The sequence below is a fragment of the Dehalococcoidales bacterium genome, assembly GCA_041652735.1.
Lineage (GTDB): Bacteria > Chloroflexota > Dehalococcoidia > Dehalococcoidales > RBG-16-60-22 > RBG-13-51-18.
This window is the reverse complement of the sequence record JBAZGT010000002.1, coordinates 120,206-139,026: the sequence shown is the minus strand read 5'-3', so window position 1 is coordinate 139,026 and position 18,821 is coordinate 120,206. Positions and strand designations below refer to the sequence as shown.

29 protein-coding genes are annotated in these 18,821 nt (G+C 55.8%); 21 read left to right on the top strand and 8 right to left on the bottom strand.

Annotated features, from left to right (window positions below; translation table 11 throughout):
* On the bottom strand, nt 1-1,791 hold the full coding sequence (gene aspS, locus WC370_01460; protein ID MFA5308138.1) for an aspartate--tRNA ligase: 1,791 nt from the start codon (nt 1,789-1,791) through the stop codon (nt 1-3).
* A gap of 338 nt (nt 1,792-2,129) precedes the next feature.
* Between aspS and WC370_01455 the strand changes: the two genes are divergently transcribed.
* The 5 genes from WC370_01455 to WC370_01435 are packed head-to-tail and all read left to right on the top strand — an operon-like array spanning nt 2,130 to nt 5,490.
* Nucleotides 2,130-3,338 carry a homocysteine biosynthesis protein gene (locus tag WC370_01455; protein MFA5308137.1) on the top strand — a complete coding sequence of 403 codons (1,209 nt, stop codon included), beginning with the start codon at nt 2,130-2,132 and terminating at the stop codon, nt 3,336-3,338.
* Between the two features lie 15 nt (nt 3,339-3,353).
* Nucleotides 3,354-3,764 carry a 4Fe-4S binding protein gene (locus WC370_01450; GenBank protein ID MFA5308136.1) on the top strand — a complete coding sequence of 137 codons (411 nt, stop codon included), beginning with the start codon at nt 3,354-3,356 and terminating at the stop codon, nt 3,762-3,764.
* Nucleotides 3,764-4,297, top strand: coding sequence for a GNAT family N-acetyltransferase (locus WC370_01445; GenBank protein MFA5308135.1), 534 nt, complete (start codon nt 3,764-3,766; stop codon nt 4,295-4,297). Before WC370_01450 ends, WC370_01445 begins: the two co-directional genes overlap by 1 nt.
* 7 nt (nt 4,298-4,304) lie before the next feature.
* The gene (locus WC370_01440; protein ID MFA5308134.1) at nt 4,305-4,763 is read left to right on the top strand and encodes a GNAT family N-acetyltransferase; all 459 of its coding nucleotides are present in this window, start codon (nt 4,305-4,307) and stop codon (nt 4,761-4,763) included.
* Complete coding sequence (locus tag WC370_01435) at nt 4,750-5,490, top strand: UPF0280 family protein (protein ID MFA5308133.1); 741 nt, start codon at nt 4,750-4,752, stop codon at nt 5,488-5,490. Before WC370_01440 ends, WC370_01435 begins: the two co-directional genes overlap by 14 nt.
* Before the next feature lie 6 nt (nt 5,491-5,496).
* On the opposite strand, the gene WC370_01430 is transcribed toward WC370_01435, so the two are convergent.
* The 3 genes from WC370_01430 to WC370_01420 are packed head-to-tail and all read right to left on the bottom strand — an operon-like array spanning nt 5,497 to nt 6,868.
* Nucleotides 5,497-5,799, bottom strand: coding sequence for a hypothetical protein (locus WC370_01430; protein MFA5308132.1), 303 nt, complete (start codon nt 5,797-5,799; stop codon nt 5,497-5,499).
* Between the two features lie 17 nt (nt 5,800-5,816).
* Complete coding sequence (locus tag WC370_01425; protein ID MFA5308131.1) at nt 5,817-6,332, bottom strand: hypothetical protein; 516 nt, start codon at nt 6,330-6,332, stop codon at nt 5,817-5,819.
* A gap of 41 nt (nt 6,333-6,373) precedes the next feature.
* On the bottom strand, nt 6,374-6,868 hold the full coding sequence (locus WC370_01420; protein ID MFA5308130.1) for a hypothetical protein: 495 nt from the start codon (nt 6,866-6,868) through the stop codon (nt 6,374-6,376).
* Between the two features lie 226 nt (nt 6,869-7,094).
* Here WC370_01420 and WC370_01415 point away from each other — a divergent pair, with 226 nt between their 5' ends.
* The 8 genes from WC370_01415 to WC370_01380 are packed head-to-tail and all read left to right on the top strand — an operon-like array spanning nt 7,095 to nt 11,890.
* Nucleotides 7,095-7,625 (top strand): ferritin family protein, encoded by a 531-nt coding sequence (locus WC370_01415; protein MFA5308129.1) that lies wholly within the window; start codon nt 7,095-7,097, stop codon nt 7,623-7,625.
* A gap of 39 nt (nt 7,626-7,664) precedes the next feature.
* Nucleotides 7,665-8,420 (top strand): ABC transporter ATP-binding protein, encoded by a 756-nt coding sequence (locus WC370_01410; protein ID MFA5308128.1) that lies wholly within the window; start codon nt 7,665-7,667, stop codon nt 8,418-8,420.
* Nucleotides 8,413-9,648: a SufD family Fe-S cluster assembly protein gene (locus WC370_01405; GenBank protein ID MFA5308127.1), complete on the top strand. Its 1,236-nt coding sequence runs from the start codon at nt 8,413-8,415 to the stop codon at nt 9,646-9,648. Before WC370_01410 ends, WC370_01405 begins: the two co-directional genes overlap by 8 nt.
* A gap of 13 nt (nt 9,649-9,661) precedes the next feature.
* The gene (locus WC370_01400) at nt 9,662-10,186 is read left to right on the top strand and encodes a flavin reductase family protein (protein MFA5308126.1); all 525 of its coding nucleotides are present in this window, start codon (nt 9,662-9,664) and stop codon (nt 10,184-10,186) included.
* A complete protein-coding gene (locus tag WC370_01395) occupies nt 10,186-10,347 on the top strand; it encodes a rubredoxin (GenBank protein MFA5308125.1) in 162 nt (53 codons plus the stop codon). Before WC370_01400 ends, WC370_01395 begins: the two co-directional genes overlap by 1 nt.
* Nucleotides 10,348-10,360: 13 nt before the next feature.
* On the top strand, nt 10,361-10,693 hold the full coding sequence (locus WC370_01390; protein MFA5308124.1) for a DUF4405 domain-containing protein: 333 nt from the start codon (nt 10,361-10,363) through the stop codon (nt 10,691-10,693).
* Nucleotides 10,656-11,489 (top strand): ferritin-like domain-containing protein, encoded by an 834-nt coding sequence (locus WC370_01385; GenBank protein ID MFA5308123.1) that lies wholly within the window; start codon nt 10,656-10,658, stop codon nt 11,487-11,489. Before WC370_01390 ends, WC370_01385 begins: the two co-directional genes overlap by 38 nt.
* A gap of 50 nt (nt 11,490-11,539) precedes the next feature.
* Nucleotides 11,540-11,890 carry a non-heme iron oxygenase ferredoxin subunit gene (locus tag WC370_01380; GenBank protein MFA5308122.1) on the top strand — a complete coding sequence of 117 codons (351 nt, stop codon included), beginning with the start codon at nt 11,540-11,542 and terminating at the stop codon, nt 11,888-11,890.
* A 13-nt stretch (nt 11,891-11,903) separates the two neighbouring features.
* On the opposite strand, the gene WC370_01375 is transcribed toward WC370_01380, so the two are convergent.
* Nucleotides 11,904-12,464: a metal-dependent hydrolase gene (locus tag WC370_01375; GenBank protein MFA5308121.1), complete on the bottom strand. Its 561-nt coding sequence runs from the start codon at nt 12,462-12,464 to the stop codon at nt 11,904-11,906.
* Nucleotides 12,465-12,550: 86 nt separating this feature from the next.
* Between WC370_01375 and coaE the strand changes: the two genes are divergently transcribed.
* From coaE to WC370_01340, 7 genes are all read left to right on the top strand, one after another.
* Nucleotides 12,551-13,150 carry a dephospho-CoA kinase gene (gene coaE, locus WC370_01370; protein ID MFA5308120.1) on the top strand — a complete coding sequence of 200 codons (600 nt, stop codon included), beginning with the start codon at nt 12,551-12,553 and terminating at the stop codon, nt 13,148-13,150.
* A 10-nt stretch (nt 13,151-13,160) separates the two neighbouring features.
* A complete protein-coding gene (locus WC370_01365; protein ID MFA5308119.1) occupies nt 13,161-13,649 on the top strand; it encodes a GNAT family N-acetyltransferase in 489 nt (162 codons plus the stop codon).
* A 10-nt stretch (nt 13,650-13,659) separates the two neighbouring features.
* A complete protein-coding gene (locus WC370_01360) occupies nt 13,660-14,007 on the top strand; it encodes an HIT domain-containing protein (GenBank protein MFA5308118.1) in 348 nt (115 codons plus the stop codon).
* Between the two features lie 50 nt (nt 14,008-14,057).
* Complete coding sequence (gene rplU, locus WC370_01355) at nt 14,058-14,462, top strand: 50S ribosomal protein L21 (GenBank protein ID MFA5308117.1); 405 nt, start codon at nt 14,058-14,060, stop codon at nt 14,460-14,462.
* Nucleotides 14,452-14,706, top strand: a complete 255-nt coding sequence (gene rpmA, locus WC370_01350) for a 50S ribosomal protein L27 (GenBank protein ID MFA5308116.1) — start codon at nt 14,452-14,454, stop codon at nt 14,704-14,706. The genes rplU and rpmA overlap by 11 nt, the downstream gene beginning before the upstream one ends.
* Nucleotides 14,707-14,711: 5 nt before the next feature.
* Complete coding sequence (rpmE, locus tag WC370_01345; protein MFA5308115.1) at nt 14,712-14,918, top strand: 50S ribosomal protein L31; 207 nt, start codon at nt 14,712-14,714, stop codon at nt 14,916-14,918.
* 68 nt (nt 14,919-14,986) lie between these two features.
* Nucleotides 14,987-15,892 carry a DUF1385 domain-containing protein gene (locus WC370_01340; GenBank protein MFA5308114.1) on the top strand — a complete coding sequence of 302 codons (906 nt, stop codon included), beginning with the start codon at nt 14,987-14,989 and terminating at the stop codon, nt 15,890-15,892.
* Nucleotides 15,893-15,898: 6 nt separating this feature from the next.
* Here the strand turns inward: WC370_01340 and WC370_01335 are convergent, their stop codons facing one another.
* From WC370_01335 to hisA, 3 genes are read right to left on the bottom strand one after another with little or no spacing between them, the layout of a single operon-like run.
* A complete protein-coding gene (locus tag WC370_01335) occupies nt 15,899-16,591 on the bottom strand; it encodes a DUF1638 domain-containing protein (GenBank protein ID MFA5308113.1) in 693 nt (230 codons plus the stop codon).
* A gap of 24 nt (nt 16,592-16,615) precedes the next feature.
* The gene (hisI, locus tag WC370_01330; protein MFA5308112.1) at nt 16,616-16,927 is read right to left on the bottom strand and encodes a phosphoribosyl-AMP cyclohydrolase; all 312 of its coding nucleotides are present in this window, start codon (nt 16,925-16,927) and stop codon (nt 16,616-16,618) included.
* A 15-nt stretch (nt 16,928-16,942) separates the two neighbouring features.
* Nucleotides 16,943-17,674, bottom strand: a complete 732-nt coding sequence (hisA, locus tag WC370_01325) for a 1-(5-phosphoribosyl)-5-[(5-phosphoribosylamino)methylideneamino]imidazole-4-carboxamide isomerase (protein MFA5308111.1) — start codon at nt 17,672-17,674, stop codon at nt 16,943-16,945.
* Between the two features lie 270 nt (nt 17,675-17,944).
* Here hisA and WC370_01320 point away from each other — a divergent pair, with 270 nt between their 5' ends.
* Nucleotides 17,945-18,805 (top strand): DUF2520 domain-containing protein, encoded by an 861-nt coding sequence (locus WC370_01320; protein MFA5308110.1) that lies wholly within the window; start codon nt 17,945-17,947, stop codon nt 18,803-18,805.
* The last annotated feature ends 16 nt before the right edge of the window (nt 18,806-18,821 follow it).

The window sequence follows — 18,821 nt, the reverse complement described above, 5'->3', positions numbered from 1 at the left end:
CTACTCTTCACGCAGTTTGATATGCAATTCTTTCAGCTGATCTTCCGTCACCGGGGCCGGGGCCCTGAAGGTAAGGTCCACGGCCGCCTGGTTCTTGGGGAAGGCCACGACGTCGCGGATGCTTTCTTCCCCGGCCAGCAGCATGACCACGCGGTCGATGCCCGGGGCGATGCCGCCGTGCGGGGGCGCGCCGTAGCTGAAAGCTTCCAGCATATGCCCGAAAAGCTCCTCGATTGTTTTATCCTCATAACCCAGGATGCGGAAAATCTTTTTCTGCATCTCGGCGGTGTGTATCCTGATGCTGCCGCTGCAAAGCTCGTAGCCGTTGCAGACGAAGTCATAGCATTTGGCGGTAATCTTTTCCGGCGCCGTGTCCAGCAACGGAATATCCTCGTCACGGGGCATGGTGAAGGGGTGATGGGTAGCCTGCAGCCGGCCCGTCTGGAGGTCTCTTTCAAACAGCGGAAAGTCCACGATGAAAGCGAAAGCCAACTCCTGCGGGTCGGCCAGCTTGAGCCTTTTACCCATTTCTTTGCGCAGCTCGCCCAGGACGGTGTTAGCCAGCCGGTTATCTCCGGCCACCATCAGCAGCAGGTCGCCGGGGCCGGCTTCAAGTGTCCCGGCCATGGCTTTCACCTGCTCCAGTGTCAGGAATTTAAAGGCGGCGGACTTCACCATGTCGCCGGTCAAATGCTCGATGCTGCCGGCAGCGTCCAGGGCTATAGTCACCAGCCCCCCCGCCCCCAGTTGTTTGGCCGAATCGTTCAAGTCGTCCATCTGTCGGCGCGTGTAGCCGGCGCAGCCAGGTACACAAATTCCCTTGACCTTGCCACCGGCGTCCAGGGCTTTCCTGAAAACGCCGAACTCCGTGCCGGCGGCGATGTCAGATATATCTTTAATCTCCATCCCGAAGCGAATGTCCGGCTTGTCCGTGCCGAAGCGGTCCAGCGACTCCGCGTAGGTCAGGCGCGGGAACGGCTTATGCATCCGCTTTTCCGGTTTGAGCGTGCGCACCATGGTATAGAACATCTCTTCGATAAGGGCGATAATTTCCTCTTCTTCCACGAAGCTCATCTCGATGTCCAGCTGGGTGAACTCCGGCTGACGGTCGGCGCGGGTGTCCTCGTCGCGGAAGCAGCGGGCAATCTGGTAATAACGGTCGATGCCGGCCACCATCAATAGCTGTTTTACCTGCTGGGGGGACTGGGGCAAAGCGTAAAACTCCCCCGGGTGGATGCGGCTCGGCACTAAATAGTCGCGCGCACCCTCCGGGGTGCTCTTAAGCAAAATGGGCGTCTCCACCTCTATGAAGCCGCGGGCGTCCAGGAAGTCATGGATGAACTTGATGATGTGGTGACGCAGGATGAGGTTATCTCTCATGCGCGGGCGCCGCAGGTCAAGGTAGCGGTACCGGAGGCGCACGTTCTCGTCCACCTCCACCTCCTCGTTGATATAAAAGGGAGGTGTATTGGAGGCATTCAGTATCGTCACGTTTTTAACGATTACCTCTACCTCGCCGGTGGGCAGCTTGCTGTTCTCGGTGCCGGCGGGGCGTAAAGACACCTCGCCGGTAAGGGTAATCACGTACTCGCTGCGCAGCTGCTCGGCGGTTTTTAAAGCTTCCGGCGAGATGGCGGGATTGAACACCGTCTGGACGATGCCGTAACGGTCCCGCAAATCTATAAAGACCAGCCCGCCGTGGTCGCGCCGGCGGTTGACCCAGCCGGCCAGGGACACGGTGGCGCCCACATTTTCTTTTCTGAGAGAACCGCAGGTATGAGTTCTGTACAAGGTAATCTCCTAATAATAAAGGGGGTTCACTTTTGATTATAGCTTATACCGGGGGGCGCTTCAACACAGTATTAGGAAAGGTGATAGCGGCGGGGCGGGCGGCTAAAAGCCCTCTCGCTCTCCTTCCGATTCACGGCGTCCATAGGAAACATGCGACTTCACAAAAGGGAGACGATAGATTAATTTACATCATCATCTGCCTGTACGCAATCTATCGTCCCTCCTGGAAAAAGAGGGATAATGAAATAATTTATCCCTCCCATTTGAATTTAAGCTAAGGTTTTGCTACAATGTTAGTTAATCCCGACCTTTTCAGTAAACTATAAGAGGTTAACGAAGTGGCCAAGACGATTGCGGAAATTAATGAGAAGATAAAAACCGGCAAGGCGGTGGTCTTTACCGCCGAGGAAATTATCCGGGTGGCGCAGGAAAAAGGCGTCAAGCAGGCCGCCCGGGAAGTGGATGTGGTTACCACCGGTACCTTCGGGATAATGTGCTCTTCCGGCGCTTATTTCAACATCGGCCATGCCAGTCCGCGCATCAAGCTGGGGGGCGGCCGTGCTTACCTTAACGATGTCCCCGCCTATACCGGGCTGGCGGCGGCGGACCTGTTCCTGGGGGCTAATGCTTTACCCGATGACGACCCGCGCAACCGCTTCCATCCCGGCGAGTTCAACTACGGCGGCGGCCACGTTATCGAGGAGCTGGTGGCGGGCAAAGACGTGCGGCTGGTAGCCACGGCTTACGGGACGGACTGCTATCCGCGCAAGAGGCTGGAGACCTGGCTGAATATCAAAGACCTTAACGAGGCGGTGCTTTTCAATATCCGCAACGCTTACCAGAACTATAACGTGGCGGTGAACCTTTCCGATAAAACGATTTATACCTACATGGGCATGCTCAAGCCGAAGATGGGCAATGTCAATTACAGTTCGGCGGGGCAGCTTTCCCCGCTTTTCAACGACCCCTTTTACCAGACCATCGGCATCGGCACCAGGATATTCCTGGGCGGGGGGACGGGTTTCGTGGCCTGGCAGGGCACCCAGCATAATCCCACCGTGCCCCGCACGGAGAAAGGCATCCCCAAGGGCGGCGCCGGCACGCTGGCCGTCATCGGCGACCTCAAGCAGATGAGCCCCAAATGGCTGGTGGGCGCTTCCGTCCAGGGCTACGGGTGCAGCCTGACGGTGGGCATCGGCGTGCCTATCCCCATATTGAACGAAGAGATTTTACAGTACACCACCGTGACGGACGCGGATATTTACGCCCAGGTGATAGACTATTCCGATGCTTACCCCCAGCGCCGGCCGGATACCGTGGCCGAGGTTACCTACGCCGAGCTGAAGAGCGGCAAGGTGAAAATCAAGGGCAAGGACGTACCCACGGCGGCGCGCTCCAGCTATCCCAGGGCGGTGGAAATCGCCGCCACCCTGAAAGACTGGATACAGACCGGCAAATTTTTCCTGACGGAGCCGGTGGAGAAACTGCCCGGCGCGGAGTCCGGCGTGACGGTCAAGCCGCTCCGGGAACGCCCTATCGAAGGCTAGGCAAGAGGTGCGATGATGGCTGTTTCCAAAAAAGTTGTGCTGCGTTTTCCCCGGCGCATGGTAGAGCGCCCGATAATATACCGGCTGGCCAAGGACTATGACCTGGAGTTCAATATCCTCAAGGCTTCCATTACCCCGGAGCAGGAAGGGCTGCTGGTGCTGGAGCTTAAGGGAAACCAGGCGGAATACGACCGCGGCATCGAGTTCCTGCTTAAAGCCGGCGTGCAGATTCAAAGCCTGAGCCAGGACATCACCCGCAACGAAGAGCGGTGCACCCAGTGCGGCGCCTGCGTTACCGTGTGCCCCACCGGCGCTTTCAAGCTCGACCCCAAAACCCAGCTGGTTATCTTTAATAATGAGAAATGCATCGGCTGCGGTCTTTGCATTCCCGCCTGCCCCCCGCACGCCATGGAAGTGCACTTTTAATGCTGACCACGGAAAGACTAATCATCCGCCCCTTCAAGAACAGCGACTTTCAAGACCTCTACGAATACCTTTCTTTAAAAGAGTCCTACCGGTTCGAGCGGGGAGCACCGGTAACGCTTAAGGAAGCCAAAAAAATCTGCCGGGAAAGAGTCAAAGATGATGTCTTCTGGGCGGTAACGTTAAAAGATACCGGTAAACTTATCGGGCAGGTTTCCCTTAACCGGGAAAGGCCGGATAATTTCCGCACCTGGAATATCGGGTACATGTTCAATCCCGCGTTTCAAAACAAAGGTTACGCTACGGAAGCGGCGCGCGCCGTTATCCGGTACGCTTTTGCCGAGCTTAACGCCCACCGGGTGGTGGGGCATTGCAGCCCGGATAACACCGCCTCCTGGAAAGTCCTGGAAAATTGCGGCATGAAAAAAGAAGGCCTGAGCCGTAAAGACTTTCTGGTGCGCACCGGCGAAAACGGAACGCCGGTCTGGCTGGACTCTTTTGAATACGCCATCATTGAGGACGACCTGGTTATCTAGGTGCGGTATGGGAATTACGCTCCGCGAGATAAACAAAGACAACTGGAAGGAATGCATCGCCCTGCAGGTCGGTGACGAACAGAAGACGTTCGTAGTCGCCAATGTTTATTCCCTGGCGGAAGCCGGTTTTTACCCCGCTTACCAGCCGCTGGCGGTCTATCACGGCAATATGATGGTGGGATTTATCATGTACGGTAAAGACCCGGATGACGGCTGTTACCGGATTCTGCGCCTGATGATAGACCGGAAATACCAGCGTATGGGATACGGTAAAGCCGCCATGCATGAAGTTATCAGGCTGCTGAAGGAAAAGCCGGACTGCGACTCAATCTCCATTTCCCACGTGCCTGAAAACGTTATCGCGGACAAGTTGTATTCAAGCCTCGGCTTTTGCGAAACCGGAGAAGTAATCGGCGGGGAAACGGTAGAACGCCTTGTTGTAAGGCATAACGATGAAAAAGGATGAGTATCAGCCGCGTACCTACCGCCACTGGATTGAAAGCCGGGACCTGGCGGCCTTCAACGTATCCGTCAAAGAGACGGACTTGTACCTGAGGGCTGCCGCCAACCTGCAAAGAAAAGCCCGCCGCCTGGTGCTCAAATACCGGGAACAGCTGGAAGAATACATTCAAAATAACCCCGACTTTTTAACCTCACTGGTCCCCCTCCCCACTCCCACCCACGCGCCCCGCATCGTGCTGGACATGATAGAGGCCGGGCGGCTGGCTAACGTCGGCCCCATGGCGGCGGTGGCCGGCGCTATGGCGGAAATGGTGGGCGGGGAATTATTGGAGTATTCCCCGGAGATAATCGTGGAAAACGGGGGGGACATTTTCCTGAAAATCACCCGCCAGAGGATAATCGGCATCTACGCCGGGAACTCGCCGCTGACCGGGAAAATAGGGCTGGAAATAAACCCCGGGGACACTCCCCTGGGTATTTGCACCTCGTCCGGCACGGTGGGACATTCCCTGAGCTACGGCAAAGCGGATGCGGTTATCATTACCGCCGCTTCAGCGGCGCTGGCAGACGCGGCGGCTACCGCCGTCTGCAACAAGGTGGTCAAGCCCGGAGATATCAGTGACGGGATAGAGCTGGGGCGTAAAATCCCCGGGCTGAAAGGCATCGTGATAGTTATCGGGGAGAGCATCGGCGCCTGGGGCGAGATTCGACTCTGCGAGACTTCGATATAAACAGGTTCAGGCGCTGATTTTCAGCTCCAGGGTCTTCATCTCGCTGTCCACGCCCTTGAGCGTGGCTACCATGCCCGCCAGCGTGCTGCGGACAATCTTCACCACGAACTCGTTAAGCGGGACATCCGCGCCGTTCAATGTCAGGCTCATCTGACCATCCCCGGCCGCGGTGAGCGTTAAGTTCTTGATAGGGCCGGTGTCTTTCAGGCTGGCGATGATGCCGCCGGTCACATGGTAAACATATCCCTCTACAAAATAGTCCAGTACGATAGGTACGTTATTTACGGTAAGGCTGGTTTTTCTGGCCAATGTCCCGGCTCCTTTCACTATTCGGCTTTTTTCAGCTGCTTACGCAGGTCGCTGAAAAAGTGGTTTTCGTTCTTGGCATGGGTGGAAAGCAGTCGCCACGTATGTACGAGGTAGACCTGGATATCTTGGTAAGTCGCCTCCCAGAGATTGGATGCCAGCGTGCCGTTGATAAGCTCGGCAATGCGTTCCCGTGAATGCAGCATCCTTTCCCGCAGGTCATGGTGCTCGAATAAACGGGTTTCCAGGGCGTCCAGCAGCTCCTGGTTATTAAGCTTTACCACCGCCGGCAGCAGGATATTCTCCTCCCGGCTGAAGTGCTTGTCCAGCCAGGTGTCTATCGACTTTATCATGTCCCAGAGTTTTTCCAGGTTCTGGCTCCAGTTGGGCCGGCCGGAAACGAAGCTGTCCCTGGCTTTCAGCAGGTCCGCCAGCAGGCTGGTATCGTTAGCGGCTTTCTGGGCGGAAAGGGTCTTTTCTTTGATAACCTTATGCTCGGCTATTAGCTGCTCCACCAGTTTCAACGTATCGCTCATGACACTTATCTCCTTATAATATTAGAACCAGTATAGCACAATTATATTACGGTTTTCTGAACTATTTGTTGCGGTGAGTTGCGCCCTATGCGGTAAAGCGCCAGCCCCACTCCGCCGATAGCCAGGCCGGTGATAATCATGAAAGCGCCGCTGGCTTCTGTCACCTGGATAAGCCCAAAGGCGGTCACCGCCATGTACAGGTAGTTCTCCAGGTTCATCGCCTGGGCATAGGTCAGATCCTTGGGATTGGTGGGGTCGAACTGACCGCCGGCCAGCAGGTCCTGGTAAGTGGGAGCGATAGCCCGGCGGTGCGAAGCGATGGTGTCCGCGGCTTGCTGCGCCTCCGCGGCGTTGTTAATCTGGGTGTAAACGGTGGGGTTGTTCGGGTCCAGCGCGATGGACACCTTTTCCACGTTCATCCTGTCCACGATCAAGTTGTTCTTGGCAAACCCCTCCACGACAAACACCACCCCTATCGCCAAGGCGGCTATGCCCAGGATGGCTACCCCTATTCCCAGCAGGCGTATTGTTTTCATCTATCCCTCCTCCCTTTGTTTACTGAAATTGTAAACAATAGGCCGGGGACTGTATGTGATTTTACTCACAGGGTATTAAAAGGCAGGGTTAGATTATTAAAAGGATTATGCTATACTGCAAATATAGACCGTACGAATTACCGGTAATGAAACTTTTATCACATACCGCCGCCGTTTCCATCCCCTAAAATGGTGGTTAAGAACTAAAATAACCTGGAGGTAGCTAATGGCCAAAGAACAGGATGCGACCATGGCGGGACTGGAAACCGCTTTAAAAATGGAAATAGACGGCAAGGAGTTCTACCTTAAAGCCAGCCAGGCGAGTAAAAACCAACTGGGCAAAGAGCTGCTCAAGAAGCTGGCGGCGGAAGAGGATATTCACCGGGAAATTTTCAAGAATATCTATAATGCCATCAAGAGCAAAAAGGGTTGGCCGGATATCACTTTCACCGGCGATGGCGGCAAGAACCTGAGGACGGTTTTCGCGGCAGCGGCGGAAAAATTAGGCAAGAACGCCGCCCCCATGACCCAGGAGCTGGACGCGGTCAGGACCGGCATGGACATGGAGAACAAAACGCTGGACTATTACAAGGAACGGGAAAAGCTGGCCGCTTACCCGGCTGAAAAACAATTATATTCCTCCCTGTCCGCCCAGGAATATGAACATCACCGCGTTCTCCAGGACTACTACGAGTTTCTCGAGGACCCGGAGGGCTACTTCGTCAAGACGGAGCATACCTCCGTTGACGGCGGCTAGCCGCAGGCAAGGTAATACTCACCGGCAGGAGTGTGTAACATGCTGAAAATCACAGACCTATCCGTATCCGTGGAGGGCAAGGAAATCCTCCATGACGTCAACATGACCATCCAGACAGGGGAGACGCATGTGCTCTTCGGGCCTAACGGTGCCGGCAAAAGCACCCTGCTTTCCGCCATCATGGGTTTCCCCAAGTACAAGGTCACCAAAGGCAATATCTTTTTTAAAGACCAGGATATCACCAATATGAGCGTGGACGAGCGGGCGCGCCTGGGCATAGGCATGTCTTTCCAGCGGCCGCCGGTGGTCCGGGGCGTGAAAACGCGGGACATGGTGGCGGCCTGTCTTAAGAGTAACGTGGAGGACGCCTCCATACTCAAACTGGCGGAGCGGGCTGACTTGCAGGACTTCCTGGAGCGGGACATCAACTACGGCTTCTCCGGCGGTGAAATCAAACGCTCGGAGCTGATGCAGCTGCTGGCGCAGCGCCCGGAGCTAACCCTGCTGGATGAGCCGGAGTCCGGCGTTGACCTGGTCAATATCGTGCTCATCGGCGAGATGATGAACGAACTGCTGGAAAAGAACTGCCCAATCTCGGAGCGCCGCTGCATGGGGCTGATTATCACCCACACCGGCCATATTCTGGATTATGTCAATGCCCGTACCGGCTACGTCATGTGTGACGGCACTATCGGCTGCGTGGGCGACCCCCATGAGATGCTGGGCACCATCCGGGAAAAGGGCTATAACGAATGTATCCAATGTTATCTGGGGAGGGTACCGACCCATGAGTAATAACGCAACTTCCAAAACAACGAAAGAAAAAGCCAAAGCGGCCACCGCCAAAGCGGCCGCCTACGGTGAAGATATCAATATCGGCAAGTACAGCGCCACCGGCGCGGAACATCCCTACCAGGCCGACCCTTCGGCGCTGTCCAGGGAAACGAAAAATATCATGCTGGGCGCCGGCATAATGCTGGACGACCCGTCCCAGCGCTCCGGGACTTTCCTGCAAATGGACAATACCCCGGTGCACTTCTCCGCCAGGCAAGAGGGCGTGGAGGTGATGGCGGTCAGCCAGGCGCTGAAAAAATACGACTGGGTCCAGGACTACATGTGGAAAGCGGTATCCGTGGACGCGGACAAATATACCGCCAACGTGGAGTTGAGTGAGAACGACGGCTACTTTATCCGGGCGCTGCCCGGCCAGAAGACCTTCTACCCGGTACAGGCCTGTCTCTACATGGACAAATCCAAGGTAGTGCAGAACGTACACAATATCATCATCGCGGAAGAAGGCTCTGAACTGCACATTATCACCGGCTGCGCCACCTCTTCCCGGGACGAGCCCGGTCTGCACCTGGGGGTATCCGAGTTTTATGTTAAAAAAGGCGCCAAGATTACCTTCACCATGATACATAACTGGAACCCGGAAATCGCGGTACGCCCCCGCACCACCACCATCGTGGAAGAAGGCGGACTGTTCCTGAGCAACTACCTGCTGATGAAGCCGGTCAATTCCATACAGATGTACCCCACCGCCAAATGCGTGGGTGAAAACGCCACCGTGCGCTATAACAGCATCCTGGTGGCGGTCCCCGGCAGCAATATTGACGCCGGCTCGCGGGTCCTGCTCAATGCCCCCAAGTCCCGGACGGAAATAGTTTCCCGGGCGATTACCACCGGCGGCAACATATCGGCGCGCGGCTATATCGAGGGGAACGCCCCGGATGTCAAAGGCCACCTGGAGTGCCGCGGCCTGATACTAGGGGAAAAAGGCACCATTTACGCCGTGCCGGAGCTGAAAGGCACGCTGGCCGGCATCGACCTTTCCCATGAGGCGGCGGTGGGCAAAATCGCCGAGGACGAGGTGGAGTACCTCATGGCCAGGGGTCTGACCCGGCAGGAAGCCACCGCGGCTATCGTCCGGGGTTTCTTGAGAGTGGATATCGAGGGACTGCCGCCGATGCTCGCCGCCGAGCTGAAAAAAGCCGTGGAAGCCAGCGAAAAAGAAGTCATGTAGGGGAGGTAATACCATGGATTCCGGAGCTCTCCATAAAATAGGCTACGGTTTATACATCGTGGGCTCGCGCCGGGGCGAGAAGCTGAACGGGCAAATCGCCAATACCGTTTTCCAGATAACGTCCGAGCCGCCCACCCTGGCCGTAAGCATTAACAAAAACAATCTTACCCACGAGTACATTACCGCCGACCGCGTCTTTACCGCCTCGGTGCTCGGCCAGACGGCGCCGCTGCCCTTTATCGGAGGGTTCGGGTTCAAGTCCGGCCGTGACGTGGACAAACTCAAGGGCGTCAACTATAAACTGGGACAGACCGGCGCCCCGCTGTTCCTGGATAATACCACCGCCTTTCTGGAGGCCGAGGTTATCCAGGAAATAACCATCGGCACCCACACCATATTTATCGGCAAAGTGGTGGCGGCGGAGGTCTTTAACGATAACCCCTGCATGACCTACGAATACTACTACCAGGTCAAACGCGGCACCACCCCCAAGTCCGCCCCCAGCTATATCCCTAAAGAACCAACAGGAGGTAAATAATGGCCAAGTACGAATGCACTGTTTGCGGCTATATCTACGACCCCGCCCTCGGCGACCCCGATAACAATATCGCCCCGGGCACCGCTTTCGAAAGCCTCCCGGACGACTGGGTCTGCCCCATGTGCGGGGCGGCCAAGAGCGAATTTAAAAAGGTAGCGTAGACCGTAATTCACTATGAAAAAATGGACGGTAAACTATGTCCTTTTCCTGTTCCTGCTCCTGGCGGGACTGCTACAGGCCGTCTCCGGTTTTCTCCTGTGGCTGGTGATACCGGGCGGGCACCGCGGCTTCGGCATCAGGCTTACCGGCAGCGACTTTCTCTGGTCGCGGTATACCTGGATTGAGCTACACGACTGGGCGGCGGTGGCGCTGGTGGCTATCGTGATTATCCATATAATACTGCACTGGAAGTGGATAACCTATACCACCAGGAAAATATTCGGGCTAAAACGAAATACAGAGGTAGATGATGGAAAAAAAGAAAATAATAGAACTACTGAACCTTGACCTCCAGGACGAGCACGGCGCCATCGTACAATATTTGGCCCACGCTTACGCCGTGGGTGAGGGGGAAATGTCCTGTGAGATTGAGGCCATCGCCCGGGACGAGATGCGTCATTTTGACTGGCTGGCGGAGACCATCGTGCAGCTCGGCGGCCAGCCCAGCCTGAATACCGGCACCCAGAACATGGCCGGAAAACTGGTGCCGGAGTGGATGACCAATGACGTGGGGCTGGAAGACGGCGCTATCGCCGGCTATAAAAAGCACATTGAAGCCATCGACGACTCCGTTATAAAGAGACTGCTCAAGCGTATACTGGCGGACGAGCAGGCGCACCGCGGCAAGTTCGCGCATTTCATCGAAAAAGCTAAAAAGGAAAAGCTCAAGGATGTCCGGGGCAACCGCCAGGATAAGGTAACGGATACGCTGGCCTGGGGCGTCAACCATGAGTATTCCGTCGTTTTGCAGTACATGTTCCATTCCTATATGACCAAAAACAAGGAAGCCAAGAAACAGCTGGAAGACCAGGCCATTAACGAGATGCAGCACCTGGGCTGGCTGGCCGAGGAAATGGTGGGCGGCGGCGGCAGCCCGATAATCCGGCACGGTGAAATCGACCTGCCTACCAAAACGGCGGACATGCTGAAAGCGGATATCAAGATTGAAAAAGAGGTCGCCGCTAAATACGACCAGGCAGCCAAAGAGATTGACGACGCCGGTCTCAAAGCGCTGCTGCTGCGCATCCGGGACAATGAAAAGTATCACATAGAAGTTTTTAACGACCTGTTAAAGGACGAATAGAATAAATAGCCCGGCAGTCCTGTAATAATCATGCCGGAAGGGGGGATGCTATGGGTAAATTCGTAAAAGTAGGCGTTGCCGGTGATTTCAAGGACGGCACCATGAAAAAGGTAACCGTGGAGGGGCAGGATATCCTGGTGGCCCGGGCGGGCGGCAGCTATTATGCCGTCACCAACCGCTGCTCGCACATGAACGGCGACCTCTCAAAAGGGACGCTGGAGGGGACTACCGTGACCTGCCCCCTGCACGGCTCGCAGTTTGACATCCGCACCGGGCAAAACCTGCGCTGGTTGAAAGGCAGCGGCTTCGCCGCGTCGATCGGTAAGGCGCTGAAGTCGCCCCGGGGCATTGCCGCTTACAAGGTGAAGGTAGAGGGGGACGCCATCTCCGTCGAGGTCTAGCGTCGTCCGTCCGTCAAGCGATTCTGCCGTATTTGATAAAGTCGCCAGTCTTCCGGCGTTTGATGATAACCGCCGCCAGCCACACCAGTAGGCCCAGCCCTATCAACTCCGGCACAAATACCCCGGGGTTGGAGACCAGGGCATGCCAGATTCCCCCCACCCAGTCCTCGAGTTCGGCTTTGGGGAACTCCCAGCCCCGCAGCGGCCAGAACAGCGTTTGGGGTGTCCTCCACATGCTGTCCAGCACCAGATGCGTGAAAGTCCCGGCCGCCAGCGCCAGCAGCCATCTGCTTTTTTGCCTTTTCCACCAGTAAAATCCTAACGCGCTGACCACGATGAGAAAAAGCAGGGTATGGGAGAAAATCCGTCCGTTCTGGAAGGTGTCCCGAAAAAGCATTTGCCCCACCGGCTTGTCTATGATATCCGGCAGCAGCGAGCCTACCAGCAGCCAGCGTATATCCAGGTAGCCGGACAGCGCCGTGAGCCATTCCGCCGGGTTGCGCCCGCGTTTGGCCCCGCCAGCCAGTAAAGCCGCCGCCCCCAGCGTAATTCCTGTGTGCGCGAAAATAAGCATGAATAAAATGTATATCCTATTTCAACTAAATATAATATAATATAGCGGTCGAATTTACTAATAACTAATAAATAGCGACTATTATTATGAGAGTAATCGGACTAACCGGCGGCATCGGCAGCGGCAAAAGCACCGCGGGGCGTTACCTGGCTGAGCTGGGGGCGGCAGTAATGGACCTGGATAAGGCCGGTCATGAGGTCCTGCGGCAGGGAAACAAGGCTTATCGGCAGGCGGTGGACGCTTTCGGGAAAGATATTATGGCCGCCGACGGCGGAATCGACCGCGCCCGCCTGGGTAAAGTAGTCTTTAACGACCGCGCCGCCCTGGAGCGGCTCAACAAGATTGTGCACCCCGCCATCGACGAAATGGTGGCGGAAAAGATAAAGGAATACCGGAAACAGGGCGTTAAAGTGCTGGTGCTGGAAGCGGCGGCCATGCTGGAAGCTAAACGCGCCTGGCAGGCGGATGAAATCTGGGTCACCGCGGCCCCGGAAGACGCCGTGGTACTAAGAATTAAAGACCGCCCGGACTATTCCGTGGAAGTGGTCAGGTCACGCATCAGGTCGCAGATGACCAACGCGGAACGCATTAAAAAAGCGGATGTGCTTATTGAAAACGGCGGCACGCCGGATGAGCTTAAACAACGGGTAAAAATGGAGTGGGAAAAGCTGCAAGAACGATTATGAGGCTGCTTCCATGAAGGACACCGGGAATATCACCTATATCAGGACCGATGAAAAGGACCTGGAACTAATCGCTCCGCTGTGGCGGAAACTGGTGCAGCACCATAAAGAGCGGTCGCCGGAGGTCTTTAAAGAGCGTTTTGACAATATCACCTTCGCTGATAGAAAGTGCCAGCTGCTGGCAAAGTCCGAAGGCGGCGCGATGCTTATCGACCTGGCTAAAGATAAAGCCACCGGCGAATTAGTCGGCTACTGCGTGAGCGTCATATCCGGGAATAAAGAGGGTGAGATAGAGTCCATTTATGTGGCCAAGGAATACCGGGGCGGCGGTATCGGTGACGGGCTGATGAAAAAGGCTCTGGCGTGGATGGACGCTGGTGAGGTCTCCAGGAGGGTCATCGCCGTGGCCGCCGGTAATGAAGAGGTGTTTTCTTTTTACCGCCGGTACGGTTTTTATCCCAGGGTCAGCATCCTGACCGAGCAAGAGAAAAAACCGGAATGAAGGAGGTACAATGGCTCGTACAGACTGGTATTGCGAGGACTTACTCTCCGGAAAAATGCCGGTAGAAATAATCTGGGAAGACGACCTCGTGATGGCTTTTTACCACCCCCCGTTTCCGAAAGAGAGCGAGGATGTCCACGCCCTGGTAATCCCCAAGCGGCATGTAACTTCGGCGCTTTCCCCGGAGGCGCTTGACGGCGCGCTATTGACTGCCATGATGACGGCGGTGCAGAAAGTCGCCGCGGCTCTGGGCATCGATAAAACGGATAAAGGCTTTTACGTCCGGTTCAACGCGGCGGCTCCCGGCGTAACCCCCCACCTGCACTGGCATATAAAAGCGCCGATTCCGGTAAGTTGAATGCGTGTTTGACTCTAAGCTATATATTTGGTAGAATATGATGTTTGTAAGTGTTTGGGAGGCTGAAAATTTACGCTATAATTGAAACAGGCGGTAAGCAGTATAAAGTAACCGAAGGCCAGACGATAGAAATCGACCGTCTGGAAGCGGAAGAAGGCGGCGCCGTTCAGCTGGACAAGGTGCTCTTCATTTCCGACGGCGATAATGTCACCGTCGGTAAACCGCTCGTTGACGGCGCCAGGGTTACGGCCACGGTAACACAAAACGTTAAAGGCGATAAGATAATCATATTCAAGTACAAGCCTAAAGTACGCTATCGCCGGAAGAACGGTCATCGCCAGCTTTACACCCGGCTGAGCATAGACAAGATACTCCCCGCGGGTGCGGAAGACGTCAAACCGGTGAAGCGGGCGCGGCGCAAGAAGACAGAGGAGACAGTAGAAGATGGCGCATAAAAAAGGAGCTGCCCAGAGTCGCAACGGCCGGGACAGCCAGAGCCAGCGGCTCGGCGTCAAGATATTCGCCGGGCAAACCGTCCGGTCCGGCACCATCCTGGTACGCCAGCACGGCACGCATATTCACGCCGGGGAAAACGTGGGCGTGGGCAAGGACTACACCCTGTACGCCATGGTTGACGGCGTGGTCAAATATGAGCCGATCAGAAATGACCGGAGAAAGGTCAGCGTTTACACGGACTGAACGTTATGAAAGAGAAAATACATCCCAAGTACTTTAATGATGCCGTAGTCATTTGTTCCTGCGGCAATAAATTCACCACCGGTTCCACCAAGAAGGAACTCAGGGTGGAAGTCTGCAGCAATTGCCATCCGTTCTTTACCGGCGAGCGGCGCATGATGGATACCGCCGGACGCGTGGAGCGGTTCAAGAAGCGCTACAGCATAAAAGGTTAGCGCAAGGCACATTCCAGAAAGGCAAAAGGAGTTCCGGGAAAAAACGGGACTCCTTTTTTTTAAGCAGCATGGCAGAACAAAAGAAATATAACTACGGCGGTCAGGCCGTCATGGAAGGCGTAATGATACGCGGGCGCAGCTCCGCGGTCACCGCCGTGCGCCGCCCCAACGGGGAAATCATCCTGGACGTCAAACCGCAGCCTTCCGCCTCTACCAGCTGGGCGCGCCGTACGCCGTTTTTCCGGGGCGTGGTGGTGCTTTTTGAGTCGATGGTGCTGGGCATCAACAGCCTGCTCTACTCCGCCAACGTTTCCATAGAGGAAGAGGAGGAGGAGATACCCAAGAAAGCCATCTGGGTCATGATGCTGATATCAGCGGCGCTGGTGGTGGGACTGTTCTTTGTCGCGCCCCTGTTTCTCACCAAGCTGCTCAATGCCCACATCCCCAATGCCGTCCTTTTCAATGTGGTCGAGGGCGTTATACGTCTGACGATATTCATCGGCTACCTCAAGATTATCGGCATGATGTCCGATATCAAGCGTGTCTTTACCTACCACGGCGCCGAGCACAAAACGGTCAACGCTTACGAGGCCGGCGTGCCGATGGAAGTGGATGCCATCAAGAAGTACAGCCGGGCGCACGTGCGCTGCGGCACCAGTTTCCTTTTCTTCGTGCTGGTCATCGCCATCATCGTCTTTTCCTTCGTGGGACGGCAGACCCTGTGGCTGATGGTGCTGTCCCGCGTCGCGCTGCTGCCGGTTATCATGGGGCTGGGTTATGAGATGATATATTTCGGCGCCAAACATACTAAAAACTGGCTGATGAAAATTGTCCTGGCCCCCGGTTTATGGCTCCAGTCCATGACCACCGGCGAGCCGGATGATAAGCAGATTGAAGTGGCGATAGCCGCCCTCAACAAAGCGGTGGAGGTGGATATCATGGAGGAAGCGGCCCGCGCCGCTCAAGCCGGTTAATGCGTTTTAACCTCCCTTGAAGTCCAGGAAAGATATGGCTTTGCCGGGCGGGGCGATAACGAAATCTTCATCCCACTCACCGGAAAGCAGCTTCTTTATCAGCGCATTGGAGCCCTTTATTTCCTCATAACGCAGATTCAGCTCAGCGGCGGCGGTCCTGGTGCGTTCGCGGTAATAATCAATCTCATAGTTGCCGGTATTGATGAACACCAGGCGGGTATAGTTTTTCAGCAGCGTCTTGAGGTACGACCGCGCCCTGGCCTCGCCGTATTTCTTGACTAAGTCCCCCATCTGGTCGTAGGGATTATCATTGGCTTCCACCCAGCCTTTGGTGTAATACAGCGTGCCGGGCTCCCGGCGGTGCTGCTGATTATAGGCTTCCGCCGACCCCAGGAAAATACCTATGCAGTCGTCGATTTTGGGGATTACCAGCGTCCGGGAGTCAGATTTCAGTCCGGTTACCGCCCTGGAGCAAAGCCCATAGCCCAGCAGGATGGTCGTTATTTCCGGTTCCGCGGCGTCTATGGCTTCCTGTAAGGATTTCTTGAGCTTGTCCGGCTCGTTGTGCAGCCCGAACTCCAGCCGCTGGTATTTCAGGCCGGGCGGCATTAGCGGCAGCATCTCTTCCAGCACCGTGGCGCAGGCTATTACCTTACAGCGCGCCGCGTCCGGCTTTTCCGGCTTACGGATCTTCTTCAATGGCTTCCTACAACATAACAATGTTTATGTTAAGTCACGGTAAAAGCAGGTGCGGTTATTGGTGTGGCAGACCGGCCCGGTGGGATTGGCGGAGACCAGCAGCGAGTTGTTCTCGCAGTTATATTTGATATTCACCACTTTGATGATATTGCCGGAAGTATCGCCCTTGTGCCACAGCTCCTGCCGGGAGCGACTGTAAAACCAGACCTCGCCGCTTTCCCGGGTGCGGCGCAGGGATTCCTCGTTCATATAGCCCAGCATCAATACCTCGCCGTTCTGCGCGTCCTGGATGACCGCCGGGATAAGCCCTTTTTCGTCGAAATTCAGTTTCGTCATTTTCCGGTTACCTTTTTATACTTCGTTCGTTTCCGCGATTACCTGCTTCAGATTGATGTCCCCGGTATAAAGCGCCTTGCCCACGATAGCCCCCTCCGCCCCCAGTTTGCTCAGCATTTTCAGGTGGTTCAGCGACGATATCCCCCCGGCGGCGATGACCGGCAGCCCCAGTGCGTCTATCATGGCGGCGATGGCGGAGAAGTTGGGCTCCGTCAGCGTGCCGTCCCGCTCTATATCCGTATAGATAAACCGTTTCACCCCGCTCTTGACCATCGTCCTGGCGAAGTCCACCGCCGTCAGGTCCGTCTCTTTTATCCAGCCGTGGGTGGCGATTTTCCCGTCCCGGGCGTCAATCCCCACGATGACGGATTCCCGGTAGCGCCGGCAGGCATCGACCACAAAAGCCGGGTCTTCCACGGCGGCCGTGCCCAGGATAACCCGCTCGATGCCCGCTTTCAGCAACTCCTCCACCGTGTCCAGGCGTCGGATACCCCCGCCCATCTGCACCGGTATCAGCATGGCGCTGGCTATGTTCCTGATTATTTCCAGGTTAAGTATCTCCCCGCTGGCGGCCCCGTCCAGGTCCACGATGTGCAGGCGCGGCGCCCCCATGGACTGCCATTTCAAAGCCACGTCAAGGGGGTCATCGGAGAAAACGGTCTCCCGGTTATAGTTTCCCTGATATAAACGGACGCATTTGCCGTCCCGCAGGTCTATGGAAGGTATGATATCTATTTTGTGCCTCACTTAAAGTAAAAATTACTCTGAAATTATAGCATCCTTCATCCGCTTAAGCCAATCTGTGAGTAATATGTTAGCTACAAACCATTGACAAACGGCGAATATCCGTGATACAATAACAATGACCATCGACCAGTTTGGCGGTGAGTTCAGAGCCGATACCTTAACAAAATAAATAAGTCGCTTGGATCGGAAACGACCGAGACGGCAGCAAAAAAGTCCTGTTAATGATGCCCTCTCAGCTGAATCTGAGAGGGTTTTTGTTTTGGTGGGAAAATGCTCAAATTAGGTTTTATAGGCGCAGGTAAAGTAGGTACCGCCCTGGCGGTTCTTTTGAGCCGCAAGGGGTATGCGGTGGCGGGCGTCAACAGCCGGAGCCGTACCTCCGCGGAGAAACTGGCCGCGGCGGTAAGTGACTGCAAGGTATTTAGCAGCTACCAGGAAACAGCTGACGCCGCCGATATCATCTTCGTCACCACCCCGGACAACGCCATCGCCGCGGTGACAGCCCGGGTAAAATGGCGGGCGGGCAAAAGCGTCATCCACTGCAGCGGCGCTGATTCCACCGCCATCCTCGAACCGGCCAGAGCCTCCGGCGCCATGGTCGGCGGATTTCATCCCCTCCAGACCTTCGCCGGTGTCAAAGAAGCCCTCGAAAACCTCCCCAGTTCTACCTTCGCCCTGGAATCTGAAGAACCCCTCCTCGCCAACCTCAAAAAAATGGCTGATGACCTCGGCGGCAACTGGATAACGCTGCAAGCCGGGGATAAAGTCGCCTACCACGCGGCGGCCGTTTTCGCCAGCAACTACCTGGTTACCCTGGTTAAAATGGCCACCGATCTCTGGCAGACCTTCGATATCCCCACCGACCAGGCCACCAAAGCTCTCCTCCCTCTCATCCGCGGCACCCTCCACAACATCGAGACCATCGGCATTCCGCAATGCCTTACCGGACCCATCGCCCGCGGTGATGCCGGCACCGTCAGCAAGCACCTCCAGGCATTGCAGGAAAAAGCCCCGGCTTTACTCTTCCCTTATAAAGAGCTGGGACTGCAGACCATCCCCGTGGCGCTGGCCAAGGGGACGATAACCGGCCGGCAGGCCGCTGAACTGGAACTTATTATTAAAGGCAAGTAAAAATTTCATTCAAGGG